Origin of the sequence: Prevotella sp. 885, from assembly GCF_002265625.1 — a bacterium.
Taxonomy (GTDB): domain Bacteria; phylum Bacteroidota; class Bacteroidia; order Bacteroidales; family Bacteroidaceae; genus Prevotella.
The window spans coordinates 15114-40736 of the sequence record NZ_NOVE01000030.1; the positions used below are offsets into that span (position 1 = coordinate 15114).

The following is a 25623-nucleotide window of genomic DNA, read 5'->3' on the forward strand; positions in this document are numbered from 1 at the left end:
TATTGTTATATTTTGTATTCGAATATTATCTTTCTGTCATCTTCTGTACAGATAACATATCCGCAAGTGTTCAGTACTCTCTGTGATGTAATATTATCAACGTTCACCTCGGAGTGAAGTTCGGTACAGAAGTTGCTTTCTATTATATATTGAGTGGCAATTTTTACACTTTCTATCATCATTCCTTGATTTCTGTGTTCATGATGCATAGCGAAGAATATGGTGGGATAGAATGATAAATCCATAGTAGCCACAAAACCTATAAGTTCTCCTCCGTGACGTATGCCCCACAGGACACCTTCTTTCATCTTTAGGTATAGGCTGAATGAGTGGAGGATATTCCTGATACCTTCATCTGTTTTGGCAATCTCGCAAAGGTCGGGAAGAAAACGCTGTGTTGTTACATCTGTAAAAATGGATTTCAAGACAGGTATATCATCCTCTGTAACTTCGTTCAGAATGCATCTTGCAGTGGTAAGCTCTGGCACAGACGGCGGCGTAAGCATCCCTCGTTCTGCCATCTCGCAGAAGACAAACATTCCAAGGCGGTGGGCAATACGTTCGTTTTTACATAGCACATTCCATTGCTCGTCGGTGTATTCTATTGCCGTAAGACATTGATTACACATACGGACAGCAGGGCAAAACGCACAACGTTTTTCTCGCTTTTTATAATATTCCTTTGCCAGCTTATTTGCTTTATTCCAATCGATGCCTTGTTCTATATTTCCGATGCGAAAACGGTCATTGAATTTTTCACATACAGCTATCTGTAGGTGTGCATCTATGTAAAGCTTTGTATTTACTGGCATGCATGTCGCCAATGGCATATCTCCTTCAATCTTGAAGACGGGTCTGTTCTTCCATATTTCAATCAGTTCGTCGAAAAAGGTTTGAAGCACAACCCAATTAGGATGATGCTGATACGTGTCTATTAGGTGAATGTAGAGATTGCGAAACTCTTCCCAACTCTCTTCTGCTACTCCTTTTGCAAAATTCGGAGTCAGTCCACTGATATGAGTGGGCGGATAGTTTCGTAGAAGATCGTCTTCCTGCCATTCCTTTGCTATTGCTTCTAAGTCCGAAATAGAAGATAGCGTCATCAGCAATACAATATTAGGGACTTTCTGAAAAGTGTGATTATGCAGATAATTCAAAGTCTTGTGTACTTTTCTGAACGAACCTTCTCCTTTTTTGTCTATGCGGTATCGGTCGTGGAATCGCTCTGTGCCATCAACCGTCATGGCTATTTCTACACTGTTGTCTACCAGCCATGTCATGCTGTCCTCATTAAGCAAGGTGCCATTGGTGGATACGGAGAAGCTCGCTTTGTCACCCCATTCTTCCCTGCCTCTATTTACGGCATGCTGTATAAGTGCAAATTTTGTAAGAGGCTCTCCACCATAAAAACAGATACGTATAGGTTTGTTTGCTGCCATTCGCTTTATGAACGAATATATCTTTTCTATATCTCCTGCCAAGAGTGAATGGGCATTATGTCGATGATTGCCTATGTATTCACCGGAATAGCAGCAATAGGTGCAACGCAGATTGCATTGTTCGGTCAAGGCAATGATGAACATTGCGACTTCAGGCATAGACGAGAATTCGCCATATGGTGCAAACGTCCAAGCATAACTATTGTCTTCTACAACGCCAGGAACAATTTCGTTGGTTTGCCGTAGATACGAATAAGTATTGTTATGGACAGTCTGTATGTTCATTATCTGTTTCCGCAACGCATATTTGAGCAATGTTGACAATTGAGACAGCGAACTTGGCATGCAGCCATGCCCATAAGTTCAATAGCTTTGTCTCTTACATCTTCTGCTATTTTATTGAAATTGAGCACATCAAGGATGTTCTCATTGGTGGATAGTGCTATTGTTTTGGTATTCATATGTTTTTATTGCTGATTTATGATTTGTTGGTATTCTCCACTCTCATACCACTCGTACAGTTTTGCGGCACGATCTACTAACCATGGAAATTCTGCAGAGCGAACGGTCAATGCCTTTATGACTGAATTAACAGTACCGGTGAACTTCTCTTCGAATTCCTTAGCTTGCTTGATGAAGCCTTGTATGTCTATATGATCATAACATTTCTTGGGAAGTCCGGCTTTTTTTATCATAGTACTGATGGCAACATTTATGTCTTGGCAACACAACAAGCCGATACGGTCAGCTGTATAGTCAGACTTTCGATACCATTCGAATAATGGCAATTTTACGATGGATGCCCAGGACTTGAAGACGGGATCATTCATAAAAGGCAGGTAGAACGACATAATGAGCATTTGGTATGGTTTATGACCAGCTTCAAAATGCCCAAGTTCATGACCGAGTATGAATGCCATCTCTCCTTCTGTGAATAGGTCGGCACAGCCTGACATCATGACGATGCGGCGGTGTTTATCACCATTGGAATAATGAAATGGACCATAATACCAATCAGTGGAGTAGGCTGGTGGTTCCTTGATATTAAGAATTGAGCAAGCTTCAACAAGCTGTCTATGTAGGGCAGGCAAACTGTCTGCGGTTATATTAATGCCTTCTCCTTGGTTTTCCACCTCATTGTAAGCTTCCTGATACTTACTCGTCGTGGCGTTCAGAAAGTCCTTGAATGTGTAATATTTCAAATCAGATTTGAATATTTCATACCATGTCTTCAAGTTGTGGTCGATGGGGTGTTTGGCTATTTCACGAACAAAATCCCACTTTGACATATAAGGAACTTGTAGACCATTCAGCCAGTCCACAGTCTTCTTGTCATCAGGATGCATTACACGGGAATAGTCTATATTTGTAAGTTTCTTTCTCATGCTCTTATCTGATTTGTCGTTGTGTCACAAATCTGTTGTATTCACCGCTATCCATCCATTTCAACAATTCAGCAGAACGCATGACAGTCCAAGGATGTGTCTCATCAGCAATAGAAAGGAACTTTACTACTTTGTTCATTCCATCATAGTCAAGCATCTTGAAATCGCGTGCCTGCTGTATGAAGGTTTCCGGTTTTATATTGTTAAACTCCTTAATAGGAAGGCCAGCCATCTTGATAAATGCCCGAATCATTGCGTCAGTGTTCTGACAACATAACAAACCTGCGCGATCTGCTGTAAATTCTGACATACGATTCCAATAATAAAGTGCGAACTGCAAGCCACTTGCAACAATACTGCCACCAGGAATAGCATCAATACCCCAGTTTATCACCTGTCCCATAAGGTGGTAAAGCATGTGTTGAGACTTGATATGACCCACTTCATGTCCGATTATGAATAATATTTCGTCATCATCACAAAGGTCTATAAGACCTGAGTTGAGAATGATGATGGGATGCTCAGCTCCAATTGTACAGGCATTAATGTCATAACTCCATGTTATATACAATTCGGGGACTTCTTTTAGGTCAAGAATGCAACATGCCTCTACAAGGTGTTCATATATTTGTGGATAGTTGTCTTTTGTAACTTTCAAGTTGCTACCAGTATATTGGATGTTATATACACGCTCAATGAAATTGGATGTTACCCATTTGCAAGCCGTAGTAAGAAATGGAATACTTTCCAGTTTCTTCAATGCAGCCTTATCCAAAGGATGTTCGTATTGTTGATGTTCAAGTCCGGTAAGAATTCGTTTGTTGTTTATCATAATTATCTGTTGACTTTTATCGTTTTATGGATTTTTTTTAATTCCGTGAAACGTGTCTGGAGGTGTGGATGAGCATCTTCCAACTCTTTATATTCGTTGTAGGCAGAGCACACTGATTCCATACCAAGTTTTAAAAACAGATTGGTAACTGCATCAATATCTCCACAACAAATATATCCTGCTCTGTCAGCATTAAACTCAGATTGACGACACCATCTCTTCATAGGAACTTCTATTGTATCAGAAATCATAGGTCCAAATATTTCTGACGAGGTATTGAAGGTGTCAAGCAAGCCATTTACAGTATGACAAACTAAATTACCCTGCTGATGATGCCCTAACTCATGTCCAAGGATAAATCTTAACTCTTTTTCATTGAGACGGATTGTTGCCATCCTGCTAAGAAGAATTAATTTATGCCCTTTTACCTCTAAGCTAAGTGCATTGATTCCAAAAATCTGATATGTAATATACAGTTTGGGCATTTTAACGAAACCAAGTCTTTTGCAACATTCCTTATATATTCTATATAATTGAGGATATGAAGAAGCTTTAAGTTCAGAAGAGTGGCGGAGTAATACATCAAGCTGTTTAGCACAGTAGAAATCGGCTATCTTTTTAAGTCCAGCCTTAACAACAGAATTATTCAGGAAATCTCCAATATAGTTGTCTTCCCATGTTGAATACCAAGCTTCAGTATCCTTAGGCTCATCCGTTGGAGTGCAGAATATTGGTGTCGTTGAATTGAGGAATGAATCAACCAACGTCTTTACATTCTTACATGTCTGCTTTATTGAGTTCATACTTTAATGGAGAGTGGTTGTCTAAAAAAACTATCTTTTTTGATTATATACCCAACTCGTTTATTAGATCATCTAGTCTTTTACCGAAACCGTCTTTAATCTTACTGTCATCTTTTGTCATGTTCTTTATTGTTGAACTATGTCTTGGAGCAAAGGCGGCTGCACCATAACACAAATCAAAAAAAGACGATTCCTTGGAATTACCAAAATTTGACTGCGAAGAATTGTCAATGTCTTTATCTAACATCAATTCATAATCATCGTCCATCATCATCATCACGGATTCAAGTTCATAAGAATTCTCCGCAAGATACTGACGCACATGATTTCGTTCTTCCTTAGTTACCGCACCTACAGCATATGCTGCAAGTAGTTCATTTGAAATTATCATGCTCATACTTTTAATCTAATGTGACGATGAGTCTCTTCAACTCTTCTTTTGCTCTCTGCATACGAACATCCACATATCCAGCAGATGGTATTACACGCTTACCTTTGTCAATACGAACAATCCCTTTCTTGTTCCACATTTTCTTCATCAGTTCAGCAATTTCCCTACTATTATATCCTTGAAGACGTTTGAGTACGACAAACTTCTGGTCTAGGTCTGTAAGTTTTCCTATCGCTTCCATCAGAATAATTCTTCTTTGAATTATGTCATATTCTTCTATATCATCATCAGATAACTGAACTGGAGCCTTTCCTTCATCATCTACATCTATAGAGATGATGATATTCTCTTTTCCTATCAGTGCAGACTTGATTTCTACGAATCTGTTCCTTGCTGTTTTACCAAGCCAAGGTCCTAATTTGCATCTCCATTGAAATGTTCTCAGCTTATTCCAATCCTGATTTTTTCCTTTCAGGTATTCGAATAAGTCACCAAGACAATGCTCGTACCATGAAGTATCTTTTTGAAATGTATCTCGATAGAGCTTAGACAAAAGAGGATTATATCTGTTATAAATAAGATATGCAGCAGCCTCTTCGTTATAGGGCTTGGTAATTATTTTGTTTACAAGATCTCTGTCATCATATTCTTTATAATTATCGTGGAATTTGAGTTCCATATCTTTTGACAGTTTTGTTTATTTTACATCATATTTGAGAATTACCATAAAGTCATTGGGGATATAGGCCGTGACGAATGTTCCCAATCCTTCAATATCTATTGCCACTCGTTGCTGTCCTCCAGCTCTTGCCACTCTGCCTATTACACCGGTAAAATCCCCTTTGATGATTTGAACAAGATCGCCACTCTTATAGTGAACTCGTTCAGATGGCATCATTCCACTATGCTCATTCTTCACACTTGTAGCGTTTATGAAGTTTAGCATTTCGTTGTCGGGGATGGTTACGGGAGGATTCTTGCCGGTTGACCTTTCCACGGGCTTTGTCTTGTCCGTGTAGTATTTTAGCCATTTGGCGGTGGAGGCTGGCTCTTTCACGAAATCGTGAGTTTTCTGGCGGGTCATCCTTGCAAAAATAATATTGGGAAGCAAAGGCTCGTGAATGAGCTTTCGCTTCCCGTCTATCTCTTTGATGACATAATGCATCGGCAAATAAGTCTCGACGTTCTTGGCTCGGAGAGCATCAAGAGCCTGACTGGTTCTTCCATAGGTGGCACGCAACACGAACCATTGCTCCTTTCCCTCCTGAGCATAATCCGAGGACACCCCAGTTTGGGAGTTCTCTGCTGCGTCGCTTCGAACTTCGGGGGAGGTGCAGGAGGTTAGTCGTGCACTGGAGGGAATTTTGCCGCCTCGTCGGGAGTCTGCATTAGGCAATGCTGACGTGTTGTTCCTTGATTCTTTGTTCATAATACAAAGACCAGTTTCTTTACAAACACTTTAAATTTTATGCTGTCGGAATGTTAGCTCCCCTATTTGTGTGATTTGATTTTTAAGTTGTTATTGGTGGTTTTAGGTTCGCTAAGCTATGTTTTTCACTCGTCAAGCGGTCTATTAGGTTTGTTTACAAGAAAATCTAAGGCAAATGTACGAATAATATTTTATAACTACAAAAAATTTTAATAAAAATCAGACAAACTTTTTACATGCAAATATTATTAATCTGATTCCTTTGCCGTTTTGTAAAAAATTACCTACATTTGCAACGCAGCTGCTACAAACGGCTTTTACTATAAAAATTCTAATAATTAAAAATTCTGTGTTATTTATGAATCATTCAAGACTTTATTCTTTTGCGCTTACGGTGGCTCTTATGGCTTCAGCCACAACGGTAAGGGCTTATTCATTTCTGGTTAAGCAACCCAGTGTGAAGCGTTTCGTGAAGATCACTTCTGACAATGTAAATCTCCGCCGACTGCCTAATACCAACAGCGGCAAGCTGATGAGCTGGAATTCGGATGGCGGATCGTTCGAGACATATACCAAGATTTTCTTCTCCGACACGGAGGGTTCGAAGTATCGCGCAAATGACATGACGGGGGCCTACGTGGACACGTATCATCCTTACAACGGCAATATATATATGGTGAACAGCAAGCAGCAGGAAGCGCAGAACGGCTGGTACCAGATATTTGTGACGGCTGAGAGTTATGCTGAGAGCGCAGAGGAGCCCAACTCCAAAATGGCGTGGGTGAAGGGAGACTTCTGCAAGGTTGTTGACTTAAACGAGGACAACAACAGCGTCACGGGAATGATGATTCCTGCGGCTGTGTATTATGATATGGAGACGGGGGACAACGTCACTGCCAAGGGCGTCAGCCTTCCTGAGACCCAGACAAGAAAGCAGGGAGAATACGCCAATGTACGTTTCTGCACATACATGTTGCCAGACGGTGAGAACATGCAGGTGAGCCTGTTCCAGAAAGTCAATGCTTTCGTGTATGTTTCGCGCTGCAACATCGAGCTGAATTACGGTGTGCGCCAGAATGCGGCATGCTCACTGAAAGTGGTGCAGGAGGAGAGCGACATGGAGGATGCCGGTGACATGATGGTGCTTAGGGCTTCGCTGAAGGCTCCGAAGGGAAAGGCAGCCGTTGACGCTCTGAACAATTATCTCCTTTCTTGCGGCGATGCCGAGTTCGGAAAGCTCGTGGATGTACTATGTCCCGACCACAAACTTCCAACTAATGACGTATATTTCTGCGGCACAGACGGCAAGGTGTATACATTCAGCTACGATTCGTCTACGGTGAAGGATTATGGTGGATTAGACTATAACGTCAACGTATCAAAGTAAAAATATTCTTTTTACGGGAATATGAAAAAAGAGAAACCCCTCGACAATCATCTGTATTGCCGAGGGGTTTCTCTTTTTTTCGTTTTTATATTCCAACCATTACAGTATGGCGATGGTCAGGCCTGCCATTACTATGCTTACCATCGACATCAGCTTGATGAGGATGTTGAGGGAGGGGCCGGAGGTGTCCTTGAAGGGATCGCCTACGGTGTCGCCTACGATGGTGGCTTTGTGGTTGTCGCTGCCCTTGCCTTCGAAGTGGCCTTCTTCTATCATCTTCTTGGCATTGTCCCATGCTCCGCCGGAGTTGGACATGAAGACGGCGAGGGTGAAGCCGGCGGCTAAGCCGCCAGTGAGCAGACCGAGGACGCCGGCTACGCCGAGCACCAAACCCACTACGATGGGGATGACGATGGCGAGGAGCGAGGGGACGATCATCTCGCGCTGGGCGCTGCGGGTGCTTATCTCCACACAACGACCATAGTCGGGCGTTGCCTTGCCTTCAAGGATGCCCTTTATCTCGCGGAACTGACGGCGCACTTCCTGCACCATCGATTCGGCTGCACGTCCTACGGCGCCCATTGTCAAGCCGCAGAAGAGGAAGGCTGCCATCGCTCCGAGAAATGCTCCAACGAGCACCTTGGGATTGATGAGGTTCACCTGGAAGAAGTTGATGAAGTCAATGGTGGTGGCATTGGTCGGGTCGAAGAGGTTGCCGGCAGCGTCAACATATTGCTTGCCGTTCTCCATAGCCCGAATCATGGCTATCTTTATCTCCTCTATGTAGGAAGCGAGGAGGGCGAGAGCCGTGAGGGCTGCCGAACCGATGGCGAAGCCCTTGCCCGTGGCTGCTGTGGTGTTGCCGAGAGCGTCGAGGGCGTCTGTGCGCTCACGCACTTCCTCGCCCAGTCCGCTCATCTCCGCATTGCCTCCTGCGTTGTCGGCGATGGGTCCGTAAGCGTCGGTGGCAAGTGTGATGCCGAGTGTGGAGAGCATGCCGACGGCTGCGATGCCGATGCCGTAAAGTCCGGTGCTGATCGACTTTGCCGAGAGCGACATGTCGAATCCGTTGGCGCAGAGATAACTGAGCATGATAGCTACGGAAATGGTCACCACCGGTATCATCGTGGAAATCATGCCCGTACCGATGCCCTTGATGATGACCGTGGCAGGTCCTGTCTGCGAAGCCTCGGCAATTTTCTGCGTAGGCTTATAGCTGTGTGAGGTGTAGTATTCGGTGGCTTGACCGATTACTACGCCCGCAACGAGTCCGCTGATTACGGAGAACGAGAGTCCTAACCAGTTTTCGATGCCGAGCAGATATAATATAATAAATGTGGCTACGGCTATAAGACCTGCGCTGACGTTGGTGCCGAGACCGAGCGAGCTGAGGAGTTCCTTCATCGTGGCTCCTTCCTTGGTGCGCACGAGGAAGATGCCGATGAGCGAAAGGAAGATGCCGATGGCGGCTATCACCATCGGAGCGATGACGGCTCGTAGCTGCATGTCGCCGTTCATGGCAAAGGCTGTGGCACCGAGAGCAGCCGTTGAGAGGATTGATCCGCAATAGCTCTCATAGAGGTCGGCTCCCATACCAGCCACGTCGCCCACGTTGTCGCCCACGTTGTCTGCGATGGTGGCAGGATTTCGCGGGTCGTCCTCGGGGATGTTGGCCTCCACCTTGCCCACGAGGTCGGCTCCCACGTCGGCAGCCTTCGTATAGATGCCTCCTCCGACGCGGGCGAAGAGGGCCTGCGTGGAGGCTCCCATGCCGAATGTCAGCATGGTGGTGGTGATGGTGACGAGGGCTGTGCTCTCGCCTTCATAGACGGCGTTAAGAACAACAAACCAGATGGCGATGTCGAGCAGTCCGAGACCCACAACGACGAGTCCCATTACGGCGCCGCTTCGGAAAGCAATCTTCAGACCTTTGTCCAGACTCGTGCGTGCGCCGTTGGCGGTGCGTGCCGAGGCGTATGTGGCGGTCTTCATGCCGAAGAAGCCAGCCAGTCCGGAGAAGAGACCTCCTGTAAGGAATGCGAAAGGCACCCACGGATTCTGCGCTTTCAGTACGTAAGCCATGAAAGCGAAGATAAGGGCGAGCACCACGAAAACGATGGCCACTACCTTGTATTGCTGCTTCAGATAAGCCATAGCGCCTTTCCTGACATGCTCCGCAATCTCTTTCATTCTGTCCGTACCTTCGTCTTCCTTCATCATAGCGCGGAAAAAGAACCATGCCATTCCCAATGCCACAACGCTGGCTATCGGGATCAGCCAAAATACTAATGGGATGTTGTTCATAACGATAGATTTTATAGGGTTTATAATTTATTCCGTCGTCGCCTTCGCCACAAAGTAACGATTCGTAACTAATCGATGCCTTACGTAACGAAAATGCAAATATATGAAATAAATCAATAACAAACATAAAAGAAGAGGATTTTTACTTAAATAAAATTTCTTAAAAAGGAAAAACATGTCTTAGCGGACGGCGGACGCCATGCAAATATCGTACAAAGAGTAAAAAGCTGTTACAAAATAAAAATTGATTCTAGAGTTCCGGTTTGCTGTTTTTACGGTGTTTTGCTAACCAAACAGCACCCAAGCTTAACAATAGAGCCACTTTTACACTACAATAGTGCCACTATTAGAGTGTAAAAGTGGCGCTATTGCATGATAAAAGTGGCACTATTGTAGTGTAAAAGTGGCGCTATTGCAGCAAAAAACGGCTCGTTTGCGAGTCTGATTTCATATCGCTTCGTCAGAAAACCTCATAACCTACTGTGTATAAGCGCATTGGCTCCAAACGCTCAAAACTCGAGAATTTCGCACCAAAGATTTTGTTGTGCGCTCAGCTGGCAGTATTGAGCGTTAGAAATACAAATATTGTCAGCCAAACTAACCGCCAAACAGAAATTTATCGGTGAGATCAGGTTAGGCAGGGCTTTAACAAAAACCTTTATCCACATACCTTTTGTTGTCACACCCTACGGGTTCATGATATAGTTTGGCGAATGGGCTTTACGAGAGCATTGCTCTCGACACCCATCCTCCAAACTATATCATGAGTGATGCCGAAGCATCACTGTGCCAACAAAAGAGAAAAACATAAAAAACACAAGGTTACACAGTAGAAGTTGTGTCAAATCTAAAGTATTACACTTCATATAGTATTATAATGTTGTTTTATATAACCTTGTGTTTTTCTTTGTTTTTTCCGATTATGGGAGCGTGCTGTGCACAAATAAAAGACTTTACATTAGGTTGGCGAGAACTGGTTCTCGTAAGACCTAATGTAAAGCCTTTTATTTAAACCCGATAAGGGTTTGCGCCCATAAGCGGATTGTGGATAAAGTTTTTTGACAAAGCACTGCCTAACGTTTAGGCTAAGTGATACGGCTTCAAGCCGTACCTCCTAACAGATAAACTGCGATTTACAGCTGTAAAGGCAAACCTAGGAGGCTATGGCGTCTCGCCGTAGCCACGCATCCCACGATAATGTTGAGGATGATCGGTCCCGCTTCGCGGAACCAAGAGAGGGATGAGAGTGCTTATTTCTCCCACAGCTGCGCTCCTTCGGAGCTTGCAGTGGGTTTCTGATAGATATGTCCCTTCGGGACACGACGTTGGTACAAAGTTACGTATTACAGGCACAGATTGATAATCTGCTATGGGAGGCTGCGAGGCTACGGCGGGACGCCATAGCCTCCTACTGTTTGCCTTGTCTGCTTATTTATGACTATCTATAAAGAATCTATTGATTCCAGCTCTATCGGATAACATAGATTCCGTCTTTATTGATTTCTTCGAGTAAATAGGGATTGATATGCTTATGCATCCTTACCACGTCAACAGAACATTGAAGGAGATTTTCCAGAAAACGCTTCAAGCGGACAACCAAAAAAGCTTTGGGTTCCATATCTACACAAACGTCAACATCACTACCTTCCTTCTGCTCATTACGAGATACCGAACCGAAGATGCGCAATGACTTGATGCCGAACAAAGACCTTAGTTCTTCGGCATGAGACTCTATCAATGATATGTACTCCTTGGTTGTTTTCATACATTCAGTTTTCTTACTTTACAAATGTAGATGTTTTCCGCGAATTGACAAAGAAAAGACAACATTAATTTACCATCCATTTCTCCCCTCTCCCCTTTACAAATTTGCCAAACCCTTTATTTATCGGGGGTTAGCGAGGGTTTTGTCCGATTTGTTTTGCCATTTGTCTAATTTGTAACGTCGTTTTTTTGTCCGCATTTGTAATTTTGCAGCCGACAAAAAAAACAAACCGTTTCAAATCTTCCAACAAGAAAACGCACATAACTACGTTAAGCCGAACGAACCGAATATTATAATTAAAAACCATAATTTACCTAAACGTATTCAAGACATGAATCAAGCTAAAGGTAAGTACCAATACCAATAACAATGAACATAAAATCATTCCTTCTCGCTGCCCTCGCGTTCATCACGCTCTCTTCATGCAGCGACGACACTAACACAACCCCGCAGACCGAACACACATACGACATGACAGGTTTTGCCAAGGGTGCGGACATCAGCTGGCTGACAGAGATGGAAGCCAGCGGCAAGAAGTTCTATAACGCCAAAGGTTCGGAACAGGACTGCATGACGCTGCTCCGCGACCTCGGCACCAACTCGGTGCGCATCCGTGTTTGGGTGGACCCCGCAGACGGATGGTCAGGCAAGCAGGACGTGCTCGTAAAGGCTGGGCGTGCCAAGATGCTCGGCGAGCGCATCATGATAGACTTCCATTACTCCGACTCTTGGGCTGACCCAGGCAAGCAGAACATCCCCGCCGCATGGACGGACTTCAAGGACGATCTCACGAAGATGAAGGCTGCCGTGGCTGAGCACACAAAGGACGTGCTCACCACGCTCAAGGACAACGGCATCGACGTGGAGTGGATTCAGATTGGCAACGAGACCCGCACGGGTATGCTCTGGCCGCTCGGTCTTGTCAGCGACAACAAGTTTGACAATTACGCAGCTCTCAACAACGCCGGCTACGACGCTGCCAAGGCTGTCTATCCCGACGCACAGTGCATCATCCACATCGACCGCGGCAACGAGATCGGCGGATTCACATGGATGTTTGACGGTCTGAAAGCCGCCGGAGCCAAATGGGACGTCATCGGAATGTCGCTCTATCCTGAGGACGACAACTGGCAGACAGTCACCGACGACTGCCTCAAAAACATCTCCACTCTCGCCTCTCGCTATAACTGCAAGGTTATGGTTTGCGAGATCGGCATGGCTTGGGACTCTGAGAACGGCGCTGCCATGATGAAGAAGATGGTGGAAGGATGTAAGGCAAAACCCGAATGTCTCGGCATCTTCTATTGGGAACCGGAGTGCTACGGAGGATGGAACGACTACAACAAGGGAGCGTTCGACTCTAACGGCAAGCCAACAGCAACGCTGGACGCGTTTAAGAAATGAAAGTTAAGAATTGACAAATGAATAAACTAACATTACTTACCATTGCGCTTGCCACATCGGCTCTTACTGCCTCGGCACAGCGCAACACAATAAATCTGAAGACGTGGGAATTCTCGCGAGACAGCATCAGCTATAAACCGGTGACCGTGCCGCACGACTGGGCCATAAGCGGACCCTTCGACAAGAAGTGGGACCTCCAGTTTGTTGCCATTGAGCAGAACGGAGAGACGGAGAAGACAGAGAAGTCGGGACGTTCGGGCGCATTGCCTTGGATAGGTCGCGGCTTCTACAAGACTTCCGTCAGTCTGAAGAAGGTGCCGGCTTCCGCCATACTTGAGTTTGACGGTGCTATGGCTGACCCGCATGTGTATGTAAACGGACACCTTGCCGGACATTGGGCGTACGGATATAACGCTTTCCGCGTGGACGCAACGCCGTACCTGAAGAAGGGAAAGAACGAGATAAGCGTCAGCCTCAACAACCGCGAGGAGAGTTCGCGCTGGTATCCGGGTGGCGGACTTTATCGTCCTGTGCTGCTCGTCACCAATGCTGACGCAGCCCACATCCACCAATGGGGCAGCTATTTCCGCACTCTTTCCATCGCAGACGGCAAGGCGGAGGTGAGCATCTGCACCAACGTGAAGAACGCTGACAAGGCGCTTACCGTGGAAAACCTGCTCGTTGACGCCGCAGGAAAGACTGTCGCGCAGATAAAGGATGCCGACTTCGACGCTGAGGGCAATATCATAAAGACGCTGAACGTGGACAACGCACAGCTATGGTCGCCCGAATCGCCTTATCTCTATAAGCTCGTCACCAGACTCTATCGCAAGGGAAAGCTCGTTGACCAGACCCAGCAGAAGGTCGGCATACGCACAGTTCGTGTGGCTCAGCATGACGGTTTTCAGCTTAACGGCGTGTCGCGCAAGATAAAGGGAGTATGCCTACATCACGACCTTGGTCCGATTGGAGCCGCTGTCAACAAGTCTGCGCTCATCAGACAGATACGCACTATGAAAGAGATGGGTTGCGACGCCATCCGCACGGCTCACAACATGCCTTCTACATGGCAGATGGAAGTGTGCGACTCGATGGGTATGATGGTCATGGCGGAGAGTTTCGACATGTGGATTTATCCGAAATGCAAGAACGGTTATGCCCTTAACTTCAAGGAATGGGCTGACAAGGACATAGAGAATATGGTGCGTAACCATCGCAACCATCCGTCCATCGTGATGTGGAGCATCGGCAACGAGATACCCGAACAGTGGAGCGAGGAGGGACGCAACATATCGAAGCACCTGCAGGACATCTGTCATAAACTCGACCCCACACGCCCCGTGACGCAGGGAATGGACCAGGCAGAGGCGGCACTGAATTCGGGTTTCGCCCAAGTAATGGACGTTCCGGGATTCAACTACCGCGTACATAAATACGACAAGAACATCCGTCAGCTGCCAAAGGGATTCCTCCTTGGCTCGGAGACAGCCTCGACGGTAAGCTCACGCGGAGTGTATAAGTTCCCGGTGGAGGTGTCCGACTCGAAGACTTATCCTGACGGACAATGCTCGTCGTACGACGTGGAATACTGTCCGTGGAGCAATCTGCCCGATGATGACTGGAAGATGCAGGACGACCGCGACTATGTGATAGGCGAATTCGTATGGACCGGATATGACTATCTCGGCGAACCGTCGCCCTACGACGAGTACTGGCCTTCACGCTCAAGCTACTTCGGCATCTGCGACCTTGCCGGACTGCCCAAGGACCGCTACTGGCTCTATCGATCTCACTGGCGCAACGACTCGCCCACCCTGCACCTCCTGCCCCACTGGACATGGCCGGGACGCGAGGGAGAGACGACGCCTGTGTATTGCTACACATCGTATCCGAGTGCCGAACTCTTCGTTAACGGCAAGAGTCAGGGACGCATCGTGAAGAATCCCAACACACGTCTCGACCGTTATCGTCTCCGTTGGAACAACGTAAAGTATGAGCCGGGCGAACTGCGCGTCGTGGCATACAATTACGACGGCACGGTGGCTGACACGCAAACGGTACGCACAGCCGGCGCTCCAGCCCACATTGTCCTTAAAGCAGACCGCACAACGCTCAATCCGGCGGAGGACGACTTGGCTTTCGTAACCGTATCGCTGACCGACCGCGACGGCAATCCCTGCCCCACAGCCTCCAACCTTATAAAGGCAAGCGTCAAGGGAGCGGGCTCTCTGAGAGCCACCTGCAACGGTGACGCCACCTCACTCGTGCCCTTCACCTCAGACAGCATGCCGCTCTTCAACGGCGAAATGGTAATTGTAATTGGAACGAAAGGAAAAGGAAGCATAACGCTGACTGTATCGGCAGAGGGACTGCCGGACGCAACACTCACGATAAATTGAGAGTTGAGGGTTGAGGGTTGAGAGTTGAGAGTTGAGAATTATGATATGTATTTGTTAATCAGAAAAGGTAATCATAACTCTAAACTCTAAACCCTCAACTCTAAACTAAAAAACTCGTTGTAAGCGTCCTGCTTGGACGTTTACAACGAGTTTTTTATTTAGATAATCTTGTTCTCTTACTTCACCACCTTAACAACGCTCTTGCCAGAGGCGAAGCGAACGATGTTAAGACCGTGGCGTGGCTGCTGGAGGCGGCGACCCTCAAGGTCGTAATAAGCCACCGGACAGTCCTGCTTGTCGGCACCGAGACTGGTAATGCCGGTCTTCTCGCTGCCAGTAACGGGAGCCTTGGCTCCATTGGCGATGGTTCCGTCAGTGCTGTCAATGAGGAGAGCCACGATGCGGAACTTGCGTGCGTCCTGCATAATCTTAATGGCATCCACATCGAACGAGCCTTCCACTGTCACCGGCACTTCCTCAACGACGTTAGAGGGAAGAGCAGCAAGACCCGTGGTGAGACGTGTCGTAGCCATTACCACATCATTAAAGTGCAGACCTACAACCTTCTCATTGCCCTGCACGAACGGAGCAGCCTCGTCAAACATCAGCTCCTCCTTGCTGTCAGGCGTGAAATAGTTTTTCTGAGCCCAGCTGTTGCCCTCGCCATGGAGGTCGTCAGCGACAAGCACAAACTCCACCTTGAAGCGGTCAGCGTCAGTTCTGTCACCAGGGAACACCATAGTGGCTTTGGCGTTAATCTTCTTGCCAGTCTCGTCATAAGAAGCCTCTGTAGAGATGTTGGCAGGAGCCAATACCTCACACTGCTGCTTCCACAACTGCTCGATGCCGAAACCAGTGTTCTGCATGCCATAGAACGGGTCTACCATTCCTGTGCGGCGGTCAATCTCGGCTGAGGGGAAACCGCTTGCAGCAAGAGGATACTGGTCAGAAGTCATCACCTCCATGGTGTCTGCATTGTGATAAGACAGTCCGATGAAGTCGTCCGGATAAAGGCGGTCGAGCACCTCAAGCGCAACAAAGCCGCGCGGACAATAACCACACCATGTGCCCGTATACTCCTCCATTACCGAACGGCGCTTGGGCAGGACGTTGTATATCTTGAGATTGCCCTCATAAGCAGCAGACTGCTGAGCCACTCCGTTGACCTTGTCCATAGTGAACGAGAACGGATAGTCGCCCTTCGTATCTACAGCCTCCAGAGTGATGTCCATCTTGGCTGCTGCGTCATAGTAGGCAGGCACCGGAATCTCGAAATCCTTGTGTCCGGTCTTCTTCGTTGTTCCCACCATGTAGCTGTAGTCAATGGAGCTGACCGCATTGGCACCGTGGTTGCGGATAACGAAAGTCACATCCGTCGGCTTGTTCTTCTCGCCGTGGATAGTGCCGAAAGCGTCGATGCCGGCAGCGTCAGTCTCAACGCCGGAGAGAACAATCTCCAATGCCGAGCAATACTCTGCCGACTTGTCCATCCACTTCAGATACGTACGTGAGCTGTGGACAAAGAAGCCGAGCGGGCTTTCCTCCATAGTAACCTTGACAGGCTTCTTGGTGTCCTTCGCAAGCTTAGTGATATTAAACGAATAGCCCACATAGAGCGTATCAGCCTCAATGGTGTACGGAGAAGCGAGCGTAGCGCTTAACGTGCCGTTGGAGATTACGCCGTCAACAGTAACGCCGTCCACAAGATTCTTCTTCTTGTCGTCGAGCGCAAGGCTACGAGTAACCCACATCTTCACGTCCGAAACATTGGCGTCAGTGAAAGCTACGGGCACGCTGATGTCCTCAATCTTCAGACCCTTAAGGTCCTTTCCAACGAGACGTACAGCCACGTCATAATTCTCCTTCTTGCCAGTGCCATAGTCAGACACCTTACCAGACATATTGGCTGTATATGCCACCTTACCGGTTCCTGCCATGACAGCCTCAGGCATCAATGCCAGCGAAGCGGCAAGCAGTAATGTACTAAATATGTTTCTCATACAATTCATTCTTTTCAATGATACATATTATCTAACATACTTAACGGTCTTCTGCGAACCGTCAGCATACTTAACGGTCTTGAGGAAGATGCCGTGAGCGGGCTTGCTGATGCGACGACCTGCGAGGTCGGTGTAAGACACACTCTTAACGTCTTCGCTGCCAGTGGTGATGTCGCGGCTGATGCCAGTCAGATTGCCCCTCTCGTCCACCTTATAGCTTACGAGGTTCGACTTGTATGTCGTGTCGCCGTCCTTATAGATTTCCTGAACGCCTACAGTAGTCATTCCCTGTAAGAAGTAGTATATCTTTCTGTTAGTACCCTTCTTCACGATATCGTTGTTGTCAGTAAAGTCGATGGGCACGTCAGTAATCTCGTCAACCAATGCGGCATACTCGTCAGGATAGAAAGTGAAGAGAGCGTCGTCGAAGTAAATATTGTAGAAGAGCTTGTTGGGATTGAGCAACTTGCCATCTGTCGATTCCTTATTCACGTGTATCTGCATACAGCCATAACCATACTCGCTCTCATACGGCATAAATTCAAATACAGAAGGATCCTTCGGCGTGCCAGCCTCCTCCTTCCAAGGAGTGAGCATAGGCTTCTCATACTCGTTAATCTTATATACAACATTCTTACCTGCGTTTACAAGGAAGTTGGTTTCTGACTTCAGCGTATTAGCAGTGCGGTCGTATGCAAAGACAATGTCCTTATTGAAGTAGATGCTGTCGAAGGTATAGTCATAGTCCTCCCATGTCACCTTCTGCTTGCCAGAGGGAGCGAAATACGTATGATATCCCAAAACGGGGTCAACACCCAGGTATTTCATGCCGTCGAACACCACCTTGTCACCGTCTACCTTACCCTTAGCCCAAGCATCCGGATTGCTGCCGGAGAGATTGCTGATGTAGAAGCCGTCACCTTCGAGCGCCACCTTCACCAATGCAGCATCCCTGTCGTTCTCATCATTTCCGTACGTAATCATATAGTCAGAGACGGTGGCAGAAGCAGACGGAGCCTCAATGGGAGCCTTCTCCTTATGCCATTCGCTTGCAAAGTCGGCAAAACCAACCCATTCGCCATCAGCAGTGGCAAGAGCCAGCACCACGCCGTCGCTATTGTCGTCAAGACGTATGAGCGAGTCGTTGCGGAAGGCAAAGCGGATGTCCTGCGATTCGGTGTCAGGAATGAAAGAGTTGCCGGCATCGTTAATCTTCATACGGAAGAGATAGAAGTCTTCAAATTCAGAGGTTGCCTCGTTGTTCTCGTCATATACGGGCTGCTTGTAATACTTCTGCGGGAATGTGAACGTATAAACGTCGTCACCAGTCTTCTGTCCCTTCACCCAAACGTTCGGGCCAAGCGTAGCCATGATGTTCTTGATATACATCGTTCCGTCGTCAGCGATGACGAAGTCCTGTGCCACACCGTCCACAGTTGTGGAAATAACCGTACCGAAGAACACCTCAAAACCGGAGTTGACACCATAATAATTATGATATAATGTGCCTTCAGGCTGGTCAACAATCATCTGCATATCGTCCGTCACCTGCAAGTTGGGCGCCAACATAGGACGCGCCTTGCCGAAGTTGGGGAGCAGGAAGTCGGTCTTCTGCCAAGACTGAGGCACACTTTGAGCCTGATAACGCAAAGGACTGGTGATTTGTCCGTTCGCCTGATGATTTCTCGCAAGGGGTTGTGCGAAAGCGGCAACAGCAAAGAGCGCTGCTGCAAACGTCATGTAAATCTTTCTCATAACTACACTATTTAGTTAATAAATGTTTCCTCTCTCGATAGGGAGGATTGTCAAAAAGTCGATTATAACAATAGCAAAAGTAGTACACCTTAATTCCGCAACACTATAGTTTAACATTATTTATAAGTGCCTGAGCAACAAAAAGTTGCCCAGGATTTTGCCATGTCAGAATTTTCACTTACCTTAGTGTTGCGAAAAGAAGACAAGCAAAACTCTAATATGACATGGCAAAGATACAAATTAAATCAGAGAAACTCACTCCTTTTGGAGGAATATTTTCAATCATGGAGCAATTTGACTCCATATTGTCTTCTGTAATCGATTCTACATTGGGTCTAAGAAGCAAACAGTATGGTTATCAATATAGCGAAATCATCCGTTCACTCATGAGTATCTACTTCTGTGGCGGCTCATGTATTGAGGATGTCACTACTCATTTGATGAACCATCTCTCGCTTCATCCGACACTTTGCACTTGTAGTTCTGACACTATCCTCAGAGCGATAAAGGAACTGACGCAAGAAAACATCTCATACACATCAGATACGGGTAAGAACTACGATTTCAATACGGCTGAGACCCTCAATACTTTATTGCTCAATTGTATGTTTGCATCTGGTCAACTGCAAGATGGTGAGATGTATGATGTTGATTTCGACCATCAGTTCATAGAGACTGAGAAGTATGATGCAAAGCCTACATACAAGAAATTCTTTGGTTATCGCCCTGGTGTGGCGGTTATTGGCGACTTGATTGTTGGCATTGAGAATAGCGATGGTAACACAAATGTTCGTTTCCAACAAAAGGACACGCTGAAGAGGTTCTTTGAGAGATTAGAACAGAACGGACTTACTATCAATCGTTTCAGAGCTGATTGTGGATCATGTTCCGAGGAAATCGTGGAGGAAATAGAGAAACACTGCAAGTCCTTCTATATCCGCGCTAACCGCTGCAGTTCGCTCTACAATGACATCTTTGCTCTCAGAGGCTGGAAGACTGAGGATATCAATGGCATTGAGTTTGAATTGAACTCTATCCTTGTTGAGAAGTGGAAAGGCAAAGCATACCGACTTGTGATTCAAAGACAGAAACGGATGGACGGTGTGCAGGATCTTTGGGAAGGAGAATACACATACCGTTGTATCCTGACTAACGACTATGAATCTTCAACAAGAGAAATTGTCGAGTTCTATAAACTTCGTGGAGGTAAGGAACGTATCTTCGATGATATGAACAATGGTTTCGGGTGGGACAGATTGCCCAAATCCTTTATGGCAGAAAACACTGTATTCCTTCTTCTCACAGCACTTGTACGCAACTTCTACAAATTCATCATGGAGAGGCTTGAAGTGAAAAAGTTCGGACTCAAAGCAACAAGTCGCATCAAAGCATTTGTGTTCAAGTTCATCACAGTACCTGCCAAATGGATTAGAACGTCTAGGCAGTTTATACTGAATATATACACAGACAATCAAGCTTACGGAGAGTTATTCAATACAGACTTTGGCTAATTCATATTTCTTGTCGGTTTTCAACTGCGTATTGCCTCAAGTCGCTTGGTGGGGTAAGGGGATGAAATGGCTTATCACGAGAAATACAGCATTCAAATAAAGCCTCAAGACACCATAATGACAATTTTGAGTCCAACAAGCGATTTATTGAAACAGTTGCGGAATTAAGGGTACATTTATTTCATTCTGCAAAAGTTTAAGTAAGTAAAACTTGTACAAACGGATAAAAAACGTTACCTTTGCGGAACATTTTCGAAGCCGTGTGCAGCATTTTCCCACCAGCTTCGAATATCACATAATGCGCTTGTGGCGGAATTGGTAGACGCGCCAGACTTAGGATCTGGTGTTTTAGGACGTGAAGGTTCGAGTCCTTTCAGGCGCACCTAATGAAATGCTAAATAGTTTATTATCAACTGTTTAGCATTTTTCGTTTATAAAAATTGCTCGTGTTTTTGCTCGTGTTTACTTTAACAACTCCCATTTCAGCCTCAGCAAAGGAACGAAAAAAGCGACCATCCATCACGGACAATCGCTTTAAGTGTTCAAATAAAATTAGCCGTTATGGCTTAATTCAGGCGCAAAGATACGAATTTTTCCCCACATTCCTACACATCATTAACATCATTAACTTCTTTCATAAACTTTTTGAAAGTGTCCTCATCCTCATCAATCGCTCTTGAAAGTTCCTCGTAATTAAGTCCCAACTCCTTGCAGTTCTTCAAAAGCACCGTTTGCGCATCCCTGAGAGTTCTAAACACTGGGTGAGGTTCTAACTTCTCGCCATAACGTGTTTGCACTTTTACGGTGGTACTCTCCAACGTCCCCAACTCCTTACGGCAAAGTTCCATTGTGTTGAGGCTTACCGCAGTAGAATCTATTAGCAAAGTCATTCCATCATTATACTTGCCATTCTTCTTTAATACCGCTTTAATGCGGCTTGCATAATTCTTCATATCTCAATCTTTTACAAAAGTACACGATTTTATTTTTTAGCCCTTGCGTGGAAAAGGGAGTGTGTGAGGTTTAGGCGACCCCACACCCCCAATAAAAAAAGTACCCCCCACCTTACGGCTTGCAAACATTCTTGCACATCTTGGAGAAAACTTTGCCCCACTCATCCAACTTCTGCAAATGTTCTTGCAGTTCCAACTCTTCCTTAAAGGTTCTAACTCTGTTTGGTCTTAAAGCTGGGTTGCAATTAGGCGCAAAGGCTTCCAATCGTACCGCCTGACACGCTCGCACAAACGGCTCTTTTCTTGGGCTTCTAACCAAAAATAAAGCCATCAGGACAACGGCTAACGACACATCAGGGGCTTCTCCACCTTGTGCCACTTTCGGCTCAATAATGCAACGGTACAACTCACTTATTACAGAAGCCGCAAAGTTAGCTTTCTCTTTTGGCTTCATCTTCTTCATCTCGTTCTCTACCTCTGTGCAATAGAACAAAGGGGCAATCAGGTTATTAAAGAATGTCTTTAGCAATCTCTCTTTTTGCTCCTTGCCGCTCTCTGCCTGAAAGCTAACAAATGGCTCTTTACCTGAGGTAGCCACAAACTCACCTAACACTACATTCTCAAAAATCTTCTTCATTGTTATCTTCTCCATATTTAAAAATTAAAATCTTCTTCAACACTCTTCGCTCTTCTGGCTTCTGCCAACTGCCAATAAACAGAGGCAACGGTGGCACTTGGTAACGTTGAGGCTGAGGCTATCAAATTGTTATACTTGGTATCTGCTGCCGCCTCATCGTACTTCTCAGGACACAAAGCCGAAAGCCTATGAAACATAACTCTTCCATCCTCCCCAAACGTTGAGGCTATGGCAAGCCCCATCTTTACCCATTCCTCATAATTGGAAAAAGCCATCAGGTTCTCAGCCTCAGCCTTTTCAATGGCAAGTAACATCTTTACCGCTTCTGTGGTATTGTCTGCCCTCTCCCTATCAGGTGGCAACCTTGCAGCTTGGAGCACATAAGGGAACGGCTTCACATTCTCGTTAATGTATGGTTTGCCATCGTAGGACACAAAGAAAGCGTGTGCCACATCTTTGCAAGCCTCATCAGCGATCATCCCATAACGCTTGCGGAAATATCTTACTGCCGCCATATAATGCTCCTTGCGCTTCTCTGTGGAATGAATCGGTAATATTACCCTCCATCCCTTGCCACTGCACGAAAGCCCACAATACAAAATATAAGGATCGCCATCCACCACTTGCTTGAATGCCCTGAAAGCCAAATTAGGCTTTTCCGTGTCTGGCTCATTGTCCTTGCCATCGAAATCTAAGGCAATCAGGGGAACGGCTTCACGAATTTTCTTGGCTTGCCGCTCCTTGGAGAAAACTCCCATCGCAAACAAAGGTAACTTCTTTTTGAGTTCCTTTTGTTCCGTACTGTGATATTCAACGGCTCGCACCGCCTCCACTCTCTCCTTATACTCGCCACTTGTTAAAATGGTTCTCAGGGGCTGAGGCTCTTTGTCTGCCATTGCTCGCACATCTTTAAACGTACTTACTTTGATGTCTAAATATTGCTTCATATTACTTCTTTTTATAGTTTAGTGCAACGGTGCAAAATGGTGCAAATCGGGTGTCTTGCACTAAATCCGCAATAGTGTTTTTGTGTTAGTGCAACCACACCCCTATAAGGGGTGGTTGTACTTGCACTAAATATTGCACCACTTTTCGCCCTTGCTTTCCTGAAATGGTGCAAAAGCAATCTTTGCACTAAATCGGGTCATTATCCACTAACACGTATTTCTTGCCATCCACCTTTATAATGTTGGAATCCTTGGCAAACTTTATTTTGTTCTTTGCCGTCCGCTCTGCCACTGCCGCCTCCATCATATACTTTTCGGTGAGTTCCTTATAAGTGAATCCATCAGGCACTCCCTCAAATATAGTGTTCATCTTTGCCAACACCTCCATTAAATCCTCTTCTCCCTTGGTGGTCTTTACATCAGGCGACCAAATAGGCACACCATCCGCACCTATGGAAAAGGAGAAATCAGGAATGGCAATATTTCGGCAATCGCTTTCGGAAACGTTGAAAGTGCCATCGTTCTTTTTAACCTCGAACACATCAGAGGCTTTTTGTAGTAGCAACGTGCCCAAATGTCCTTTCATATCTGAATCATCTTTGCGCTTGTTGGTATGCAACACGTTTATTATTGCCACATCATTCTCAGCCGAAAGCCTCATCAGGGAGTTAATAATTTCGCTTGACTGCCCCACATCGTTGAAATCCTCCAACAAATCAGCCACACCGTCTATTACTGCCACTGTGGGAGCGTTTTCCCTGACTACCCTTTCAATGATAGGCAACCGCTCGGCAATCGCAGCAGAGCGCAAAGAATAAGCCTTAAAACATTCATTGTTCCGCTCTGTGCTCCACTTCATCAGGGAGTAAACACGTTTTGCAAGCGCAGCCGTGTTCCTCTCGTTTTGCTCCGTATCAAAATAGAGCACCTTTGCGCCATCCTCAACGGCTTCAAATTGGAAATCCTTGCACCCCATCACGCTTGCGACAAAAACAGTACAAAGAAAACTCTTTCCGTTCTTACTCTTCGCCTTTACTGCCTGAATGTCGCCCCTTGGTAATGTCCCCACACCATTCAGGCGCACCGTGAAACGTGGCTCTGGGTAAACCTGAGTAATGTCTATTTCGTATGCCTCAGAGGTTTCACACAAGCCCCAACGTTTTGCAGCCTCAGCACCAAACGGCTTTCTTGCTTCCCTGACTGCCATTTGCACCTCATCAGGCAAATCGTCCATCAGATCGTAAAACTTGTATTGCTTCATCCTCTGCCCTCCAATAGCTTTTCAATGTCTGACAACTTGTAATAAACCGCATTGCCCACCTTTGACGGTACGAGATACTTTGCTTTCTTCCATCGCCACAAAGTATTTTCAGACACATTCAGTTTTTCCGCTGCCTCCTTTTGGGTGAGGTAGCTTTCAGGTGTCTTTTGCTCGCTTCCCATCTTTGCCGCTTCCTGAATCAGGCTCAGAGCAAACTCTTTCAAGTCTGTGGGTGTAACCATTATTGAAACGTTAGCACCGCTTTCTAACAAAGTTTCTATTCTCATATTATACACGTTTTATTTCTTACTTGCGGCTCTCGGTGTCTGTTTGGGCTTCTGCCCCACCTATTCCGTTTCAAGTGTTAGCGTGGAGCAAACAGAAGCCGACCCACTGCCAAAACTTGACGGTGCAAAATTAAGCCGAATCTCAGGAAATAAAAAGCATAATGGAAACAATGGAAAATAATGGAATTATGGCGGAAAACGTATAAGACAAATAAAAGGAAAAAACAAAAAAAGGGGGGCTTTCGCCTCCCTCCTTTACACTTATACATACTTAATCAATGCCTCATAATTCCAACCTCTCTCACCCTTGCGCTCTGGTACTATCGCCTGAATTTCATTAAAGAATTGTTTGAAATTCTTGGCACTCTTTTCAAAGTGTTTTTTATAATAAGTCTTTACCAAATCTTTTCCATCCATTGCTTTCAACTTTGCAAAGAAAGCGTCTATATCATTTAAACACTCGCCATATTTTAAACGAAAATCTGCTTTTGCTTGGCTCTCACGTTGAGGCTGAATAAGCCCTATTTCCTTGCAATACCCTAAAACTTCTTTGCTAAGATTTTTTATATTAATGGATAATGGCGGGAATGCCCCACAAACAAAAATGGGCTCATCCGATAAAGTCCGTGGCATCCCTACCCAAATATCAACGATACACGATAGAAAAAGAACGGTATGTCCCTAACTCCACGCAGTTGGCCTCTAAATGCCTTAAGCTTGGAGTTGAGTGATTC

21 protein-coding genes and 1 tRNA gene are annotated in these 25623 nt (G+C 45.8%); 5 read left to right on the plus strand and 17 right to left on the minus strand.

Features of this window, described 5'->3' with window-relative positions; all coding sequences use genetic code 11:
- Positions 1-5: 5 nt before the first annotated feature.
- The 7 genes from CHL74_RS09565 to CHL74_RS09595 form a co-directional block, all read right to left on the minus strand.
- The gene (locus CHL74_RS09565) at positions 6-1724 is read right to left on the minus strand and encodes a GNAT family N-acetyltransferase (protein ID WP_094880941.1); all 1719 of its coding nucleotides are present in this window, start codon (positions 1722-1724) and stop codon (positions 6-8) included.
- 182 nt (positions 1725-1906) lie between these two features.
- The gene (locus CHL74_RS09570) at positions 1907-2824 is read right to left on the minus strand and encodes a M48 family metallopeptidase (protein ID WP_094880942.1); all 918 of its coding nucleotides are present in this window, start codon (positions 2822-2824) and stop codon (positions 1907-1909) included.
- 4 nt (positions 2825-2828) lie between these two features.
- Positions 2829-3656: a M48 family metallopeptidase gene (locus CHL74_RS09575; protein ID WP_094880943.1), complete on the minus strand. Its 828-nt coding sequence runs from the start codon at positions 3654-3656 to the stop codon at positions 2829-2831.
- Positions 3657-3658: 2 nt separating this feature from the next.
- On the minus strand, positions 3659-4459 hold the full coding sequence (locus CHL74_RS09580; protein WP_094880944.1) for a M48 family metallopeptidase: 801 nt from the start codon (positions 4457-4459) through the stop codon (positions 3659-3661).
- Between the two features lie 43 nt (positions 4460-4502).
- Positions 4503-4856 carry a hypothetical protein gene (locus CHL74_RS09585; protein ID WP_094880945.1) on the minus strand — a complete coding sequence of 118 codons (354 nt, stop codon included), beginning with the start codon at positions 4854-4856 and terminating at the stop codon, positions 4503-4505.
- Positions 4857-4860: 4 nt separating this feature from the next.
- Positions 4861-5529 carry an RNA polymerase sigma factor gene (locus CHL74_RS09590; protein WP_094880946.1) on the minus strand — a complete coding sequence of 223 codons (669 nt, stop codon included), beginning with the start codon at positions 5527-5529 and terminating at the stop codon, positions 4861-4863.
- Between the two features lie 18 nt (positions 5530-5547).
- Entirely contained in the window at positions 5548-6279 is a 732-nt protein-coding gene (locus CHL74_RS09595) for a UpxY family transcription antiterminator (RefSeq protein WP_094880947.1), read from the minus strand.
- A gap of 358 nt (positions 6280-6637) precedes the next feature.
- Between CHL74_RS09595 and CHL74_RS09600 the strand changes: the two genes are divergently transcribed.
- Positions 6638-7666, plus strand: coding sequence for a hypothetical protein (locus tag CHL74_RS09600; RefSeq protein ID WP_141241289.1), 1029 nt, complete (start codon positions 6638-6640; stop codon positions 7664-7666).
- 99 nt (positions 7667-7765) lie between these two features.
- Here CHL74_RS09600 and CHL74_RS09605 read toward each other — a convergent pair whose 3' ends face one another.
- Together CHL74_RS09605 and CHL74_RS09610 are read right to left on the minus strand one after the other, a co-directional pair.
- Positions 7766-9970 (minus strand): sodium-translocating pyrophosphatase, encoded by a 2205-nt coding sequence (locus CHL74_RS09605; RefSeq protein ID WP_094880949.1) that lies wholly within the window; start codon positions 9968-9970, stop codon positions 7766-7768.
- Positions 9971-11438: 1468 nt separating this feature from the next.
- A complete protein-coding gene (locus CHL74_RS09610) occupies positions 11439-11735 on the minus strand; it encodes a nucleotidyltransferase family protein (RefSeq protein ID WP_094880950.1) in 297 nt (98 codons plus the stop codon).
- Positions 11736-12104: 369 nt separating this feature from the next.
- Between CHL74_RS09610 and CHL74_RS09615 the strand changes: the two genes are divergently transcribed.
- Positions 12105-13139 carry a glycoside hydrolase family 53 protein gene (locus CHL74_RS09615; protein ID WP_094880951.1) on the plus strand — a complete coding sequence of 345 codons (1035 nt, stop codon included), beginning with the start codon at positions 12105-12107 and terminating at the stop codon, positions 13137-13139.
- A gap of 17 nt (positions 13140-13156) precedes the next feature.
- Positions 13157-15538, plus strand: coding sequence for a glycoside hydrolase family 2 TIM barrel-domain containing protein (locus CHL74_RS09620; protein ID WP_094880952.1), 2382 nt, complete (start codon positions 13157-13159; stop codon positions 15536-15538).
- A gap of 176 nt (positions 15539-15714) precedes the next feature.
- On the opposite strand, the gene CHL74_RS09625 is transcribed toward CHL74_RS09620, so the two are convergent.
- Positions 15715-17538, minus strand: a complete 1824-nt coding sequence (locus tag CHL74_RS09625; protein ID WP_141241290.1) for a hypothetical protein — start codon at positions 17536-17538, stop codon at positions 15715-15717.
- A gap of 27 nt (positions 17539-17565) precedes the next feature.
- The gene (locus tag CHL74_RS09630; RefSeq protein ID WP_094880954.1) at positions 17566-19293 is read right to left on the minus strand and encodes a hypothetical protein; all 1728 of its coding nucleotides are present in this window, start codon (positions 19291-19293) and stop codon (positions 17566-17568) included.
- 224 nt (positions 19294-19517) lie between these two features.
- Here CHL74_RS09630 and CHL74_RS09635 point away from each other — a divergent pair, with 224 nt between their 5' ends.
- Both CHL74_RS09635 and CHL74_RS09640 read left to right on the plus strand, forming a co-directional pair.
- The gene (locus tag CHL74_RS09635) at positions 19518-20804 is read left to right on the plus strand and encodes an IS1380 family transposase (RefSeq protein ID WP_058321326.1); all 1287 of its coding nucleotides are present in this window, start codon (positions 19518-19520) and stop codon (positions 20802-20804) included.
- A 300-nt stretch (positions 20805-21104) separates the two neighbouring features.
- Positions 21105-21186: transfer RNA gene (locus tag CHL74_RS09640), tRNA-Leu, on the plus strand.
- Between the two features lie 223 nt (positions 21187-21409).
- On the opposite strand, the gene CHL74_RS09645 is transcribed toward CHL74_RS09640, so the two are convergent.
- From CHL74_RS09645 to CHL74_RS09670, 6 genes are all read right to left on the minus strand, one after another.
- The gene (locus tag CHL74_RS09645; RefSeq protein ID WP_094880955.1) at positions 21410-21757 is read right to left on the minus strand and encodes a hypothetical protein; all 348 of its coding nucleotides are present in this window, start codon (positions 21755-21757) and stop codon (positions 21410-21412) included.
- A 112-nt stretch (positions 21758-21869) separates the two neighbouring features.
- Positions 21870-22409, minus strand: a complete 540-nt coding sequence (locus CHL74_RS09650) for a hypothetical protein (RefSeq protein ID WP_094880956.1) — start codon at positions 22407-22409, stop codon at positions 21870-21872.
- A gap of 2 nt (positions 22410-22411) precedes the next feature.
- On the minus strand, positions 22412-23341 hold the full coding sequence (locus CHL74_RS09655; protein WP_094880957.1) for a BT4734/BF3469 family protein: 930 nt from the start codon (positions 23339-23341) through the stop codon (positions 22412-22414).
- Positions 23342-23528: 187 nt separating this feature from the next.
- Positions 23529-24602, minus strand: a complete 1074-nt coding sequence (locus CHL74_RS09660; RefSeq protein WP_094880958.1) for an AAA family ATPase — start codon at positions 24600-24602, stop codon at positions 23529-23531.
- Positions 24599-24889 (minus strand): helix-turn-helix domain-containing protein, encoded by a 291-nt coding sequence (locus CHL74_RS09665; protein ID WP_094880959.1) that lies wholly within the window; start codon positions 24887-24889, stop codon positions 24599-24601. Before CHL74_RS09665 ends, CHL74_RS09660 begins: the two co-directional genes overlap by 4 nt.
- 261 nt (positions 24890-25150) lie before the next feature.
- Complete coding sequence (locus tag CHL74_RS09670) at positions 25151-25522, minus strand: hypothetical protein (RefSeq protein WP_094880960.1); 372 nt, start codon at positions 25520-25522, stop codon at positions 25151-25153.
- Between the last annotated feature and the right edge of the window lie 101 nt (positions 25523-25623).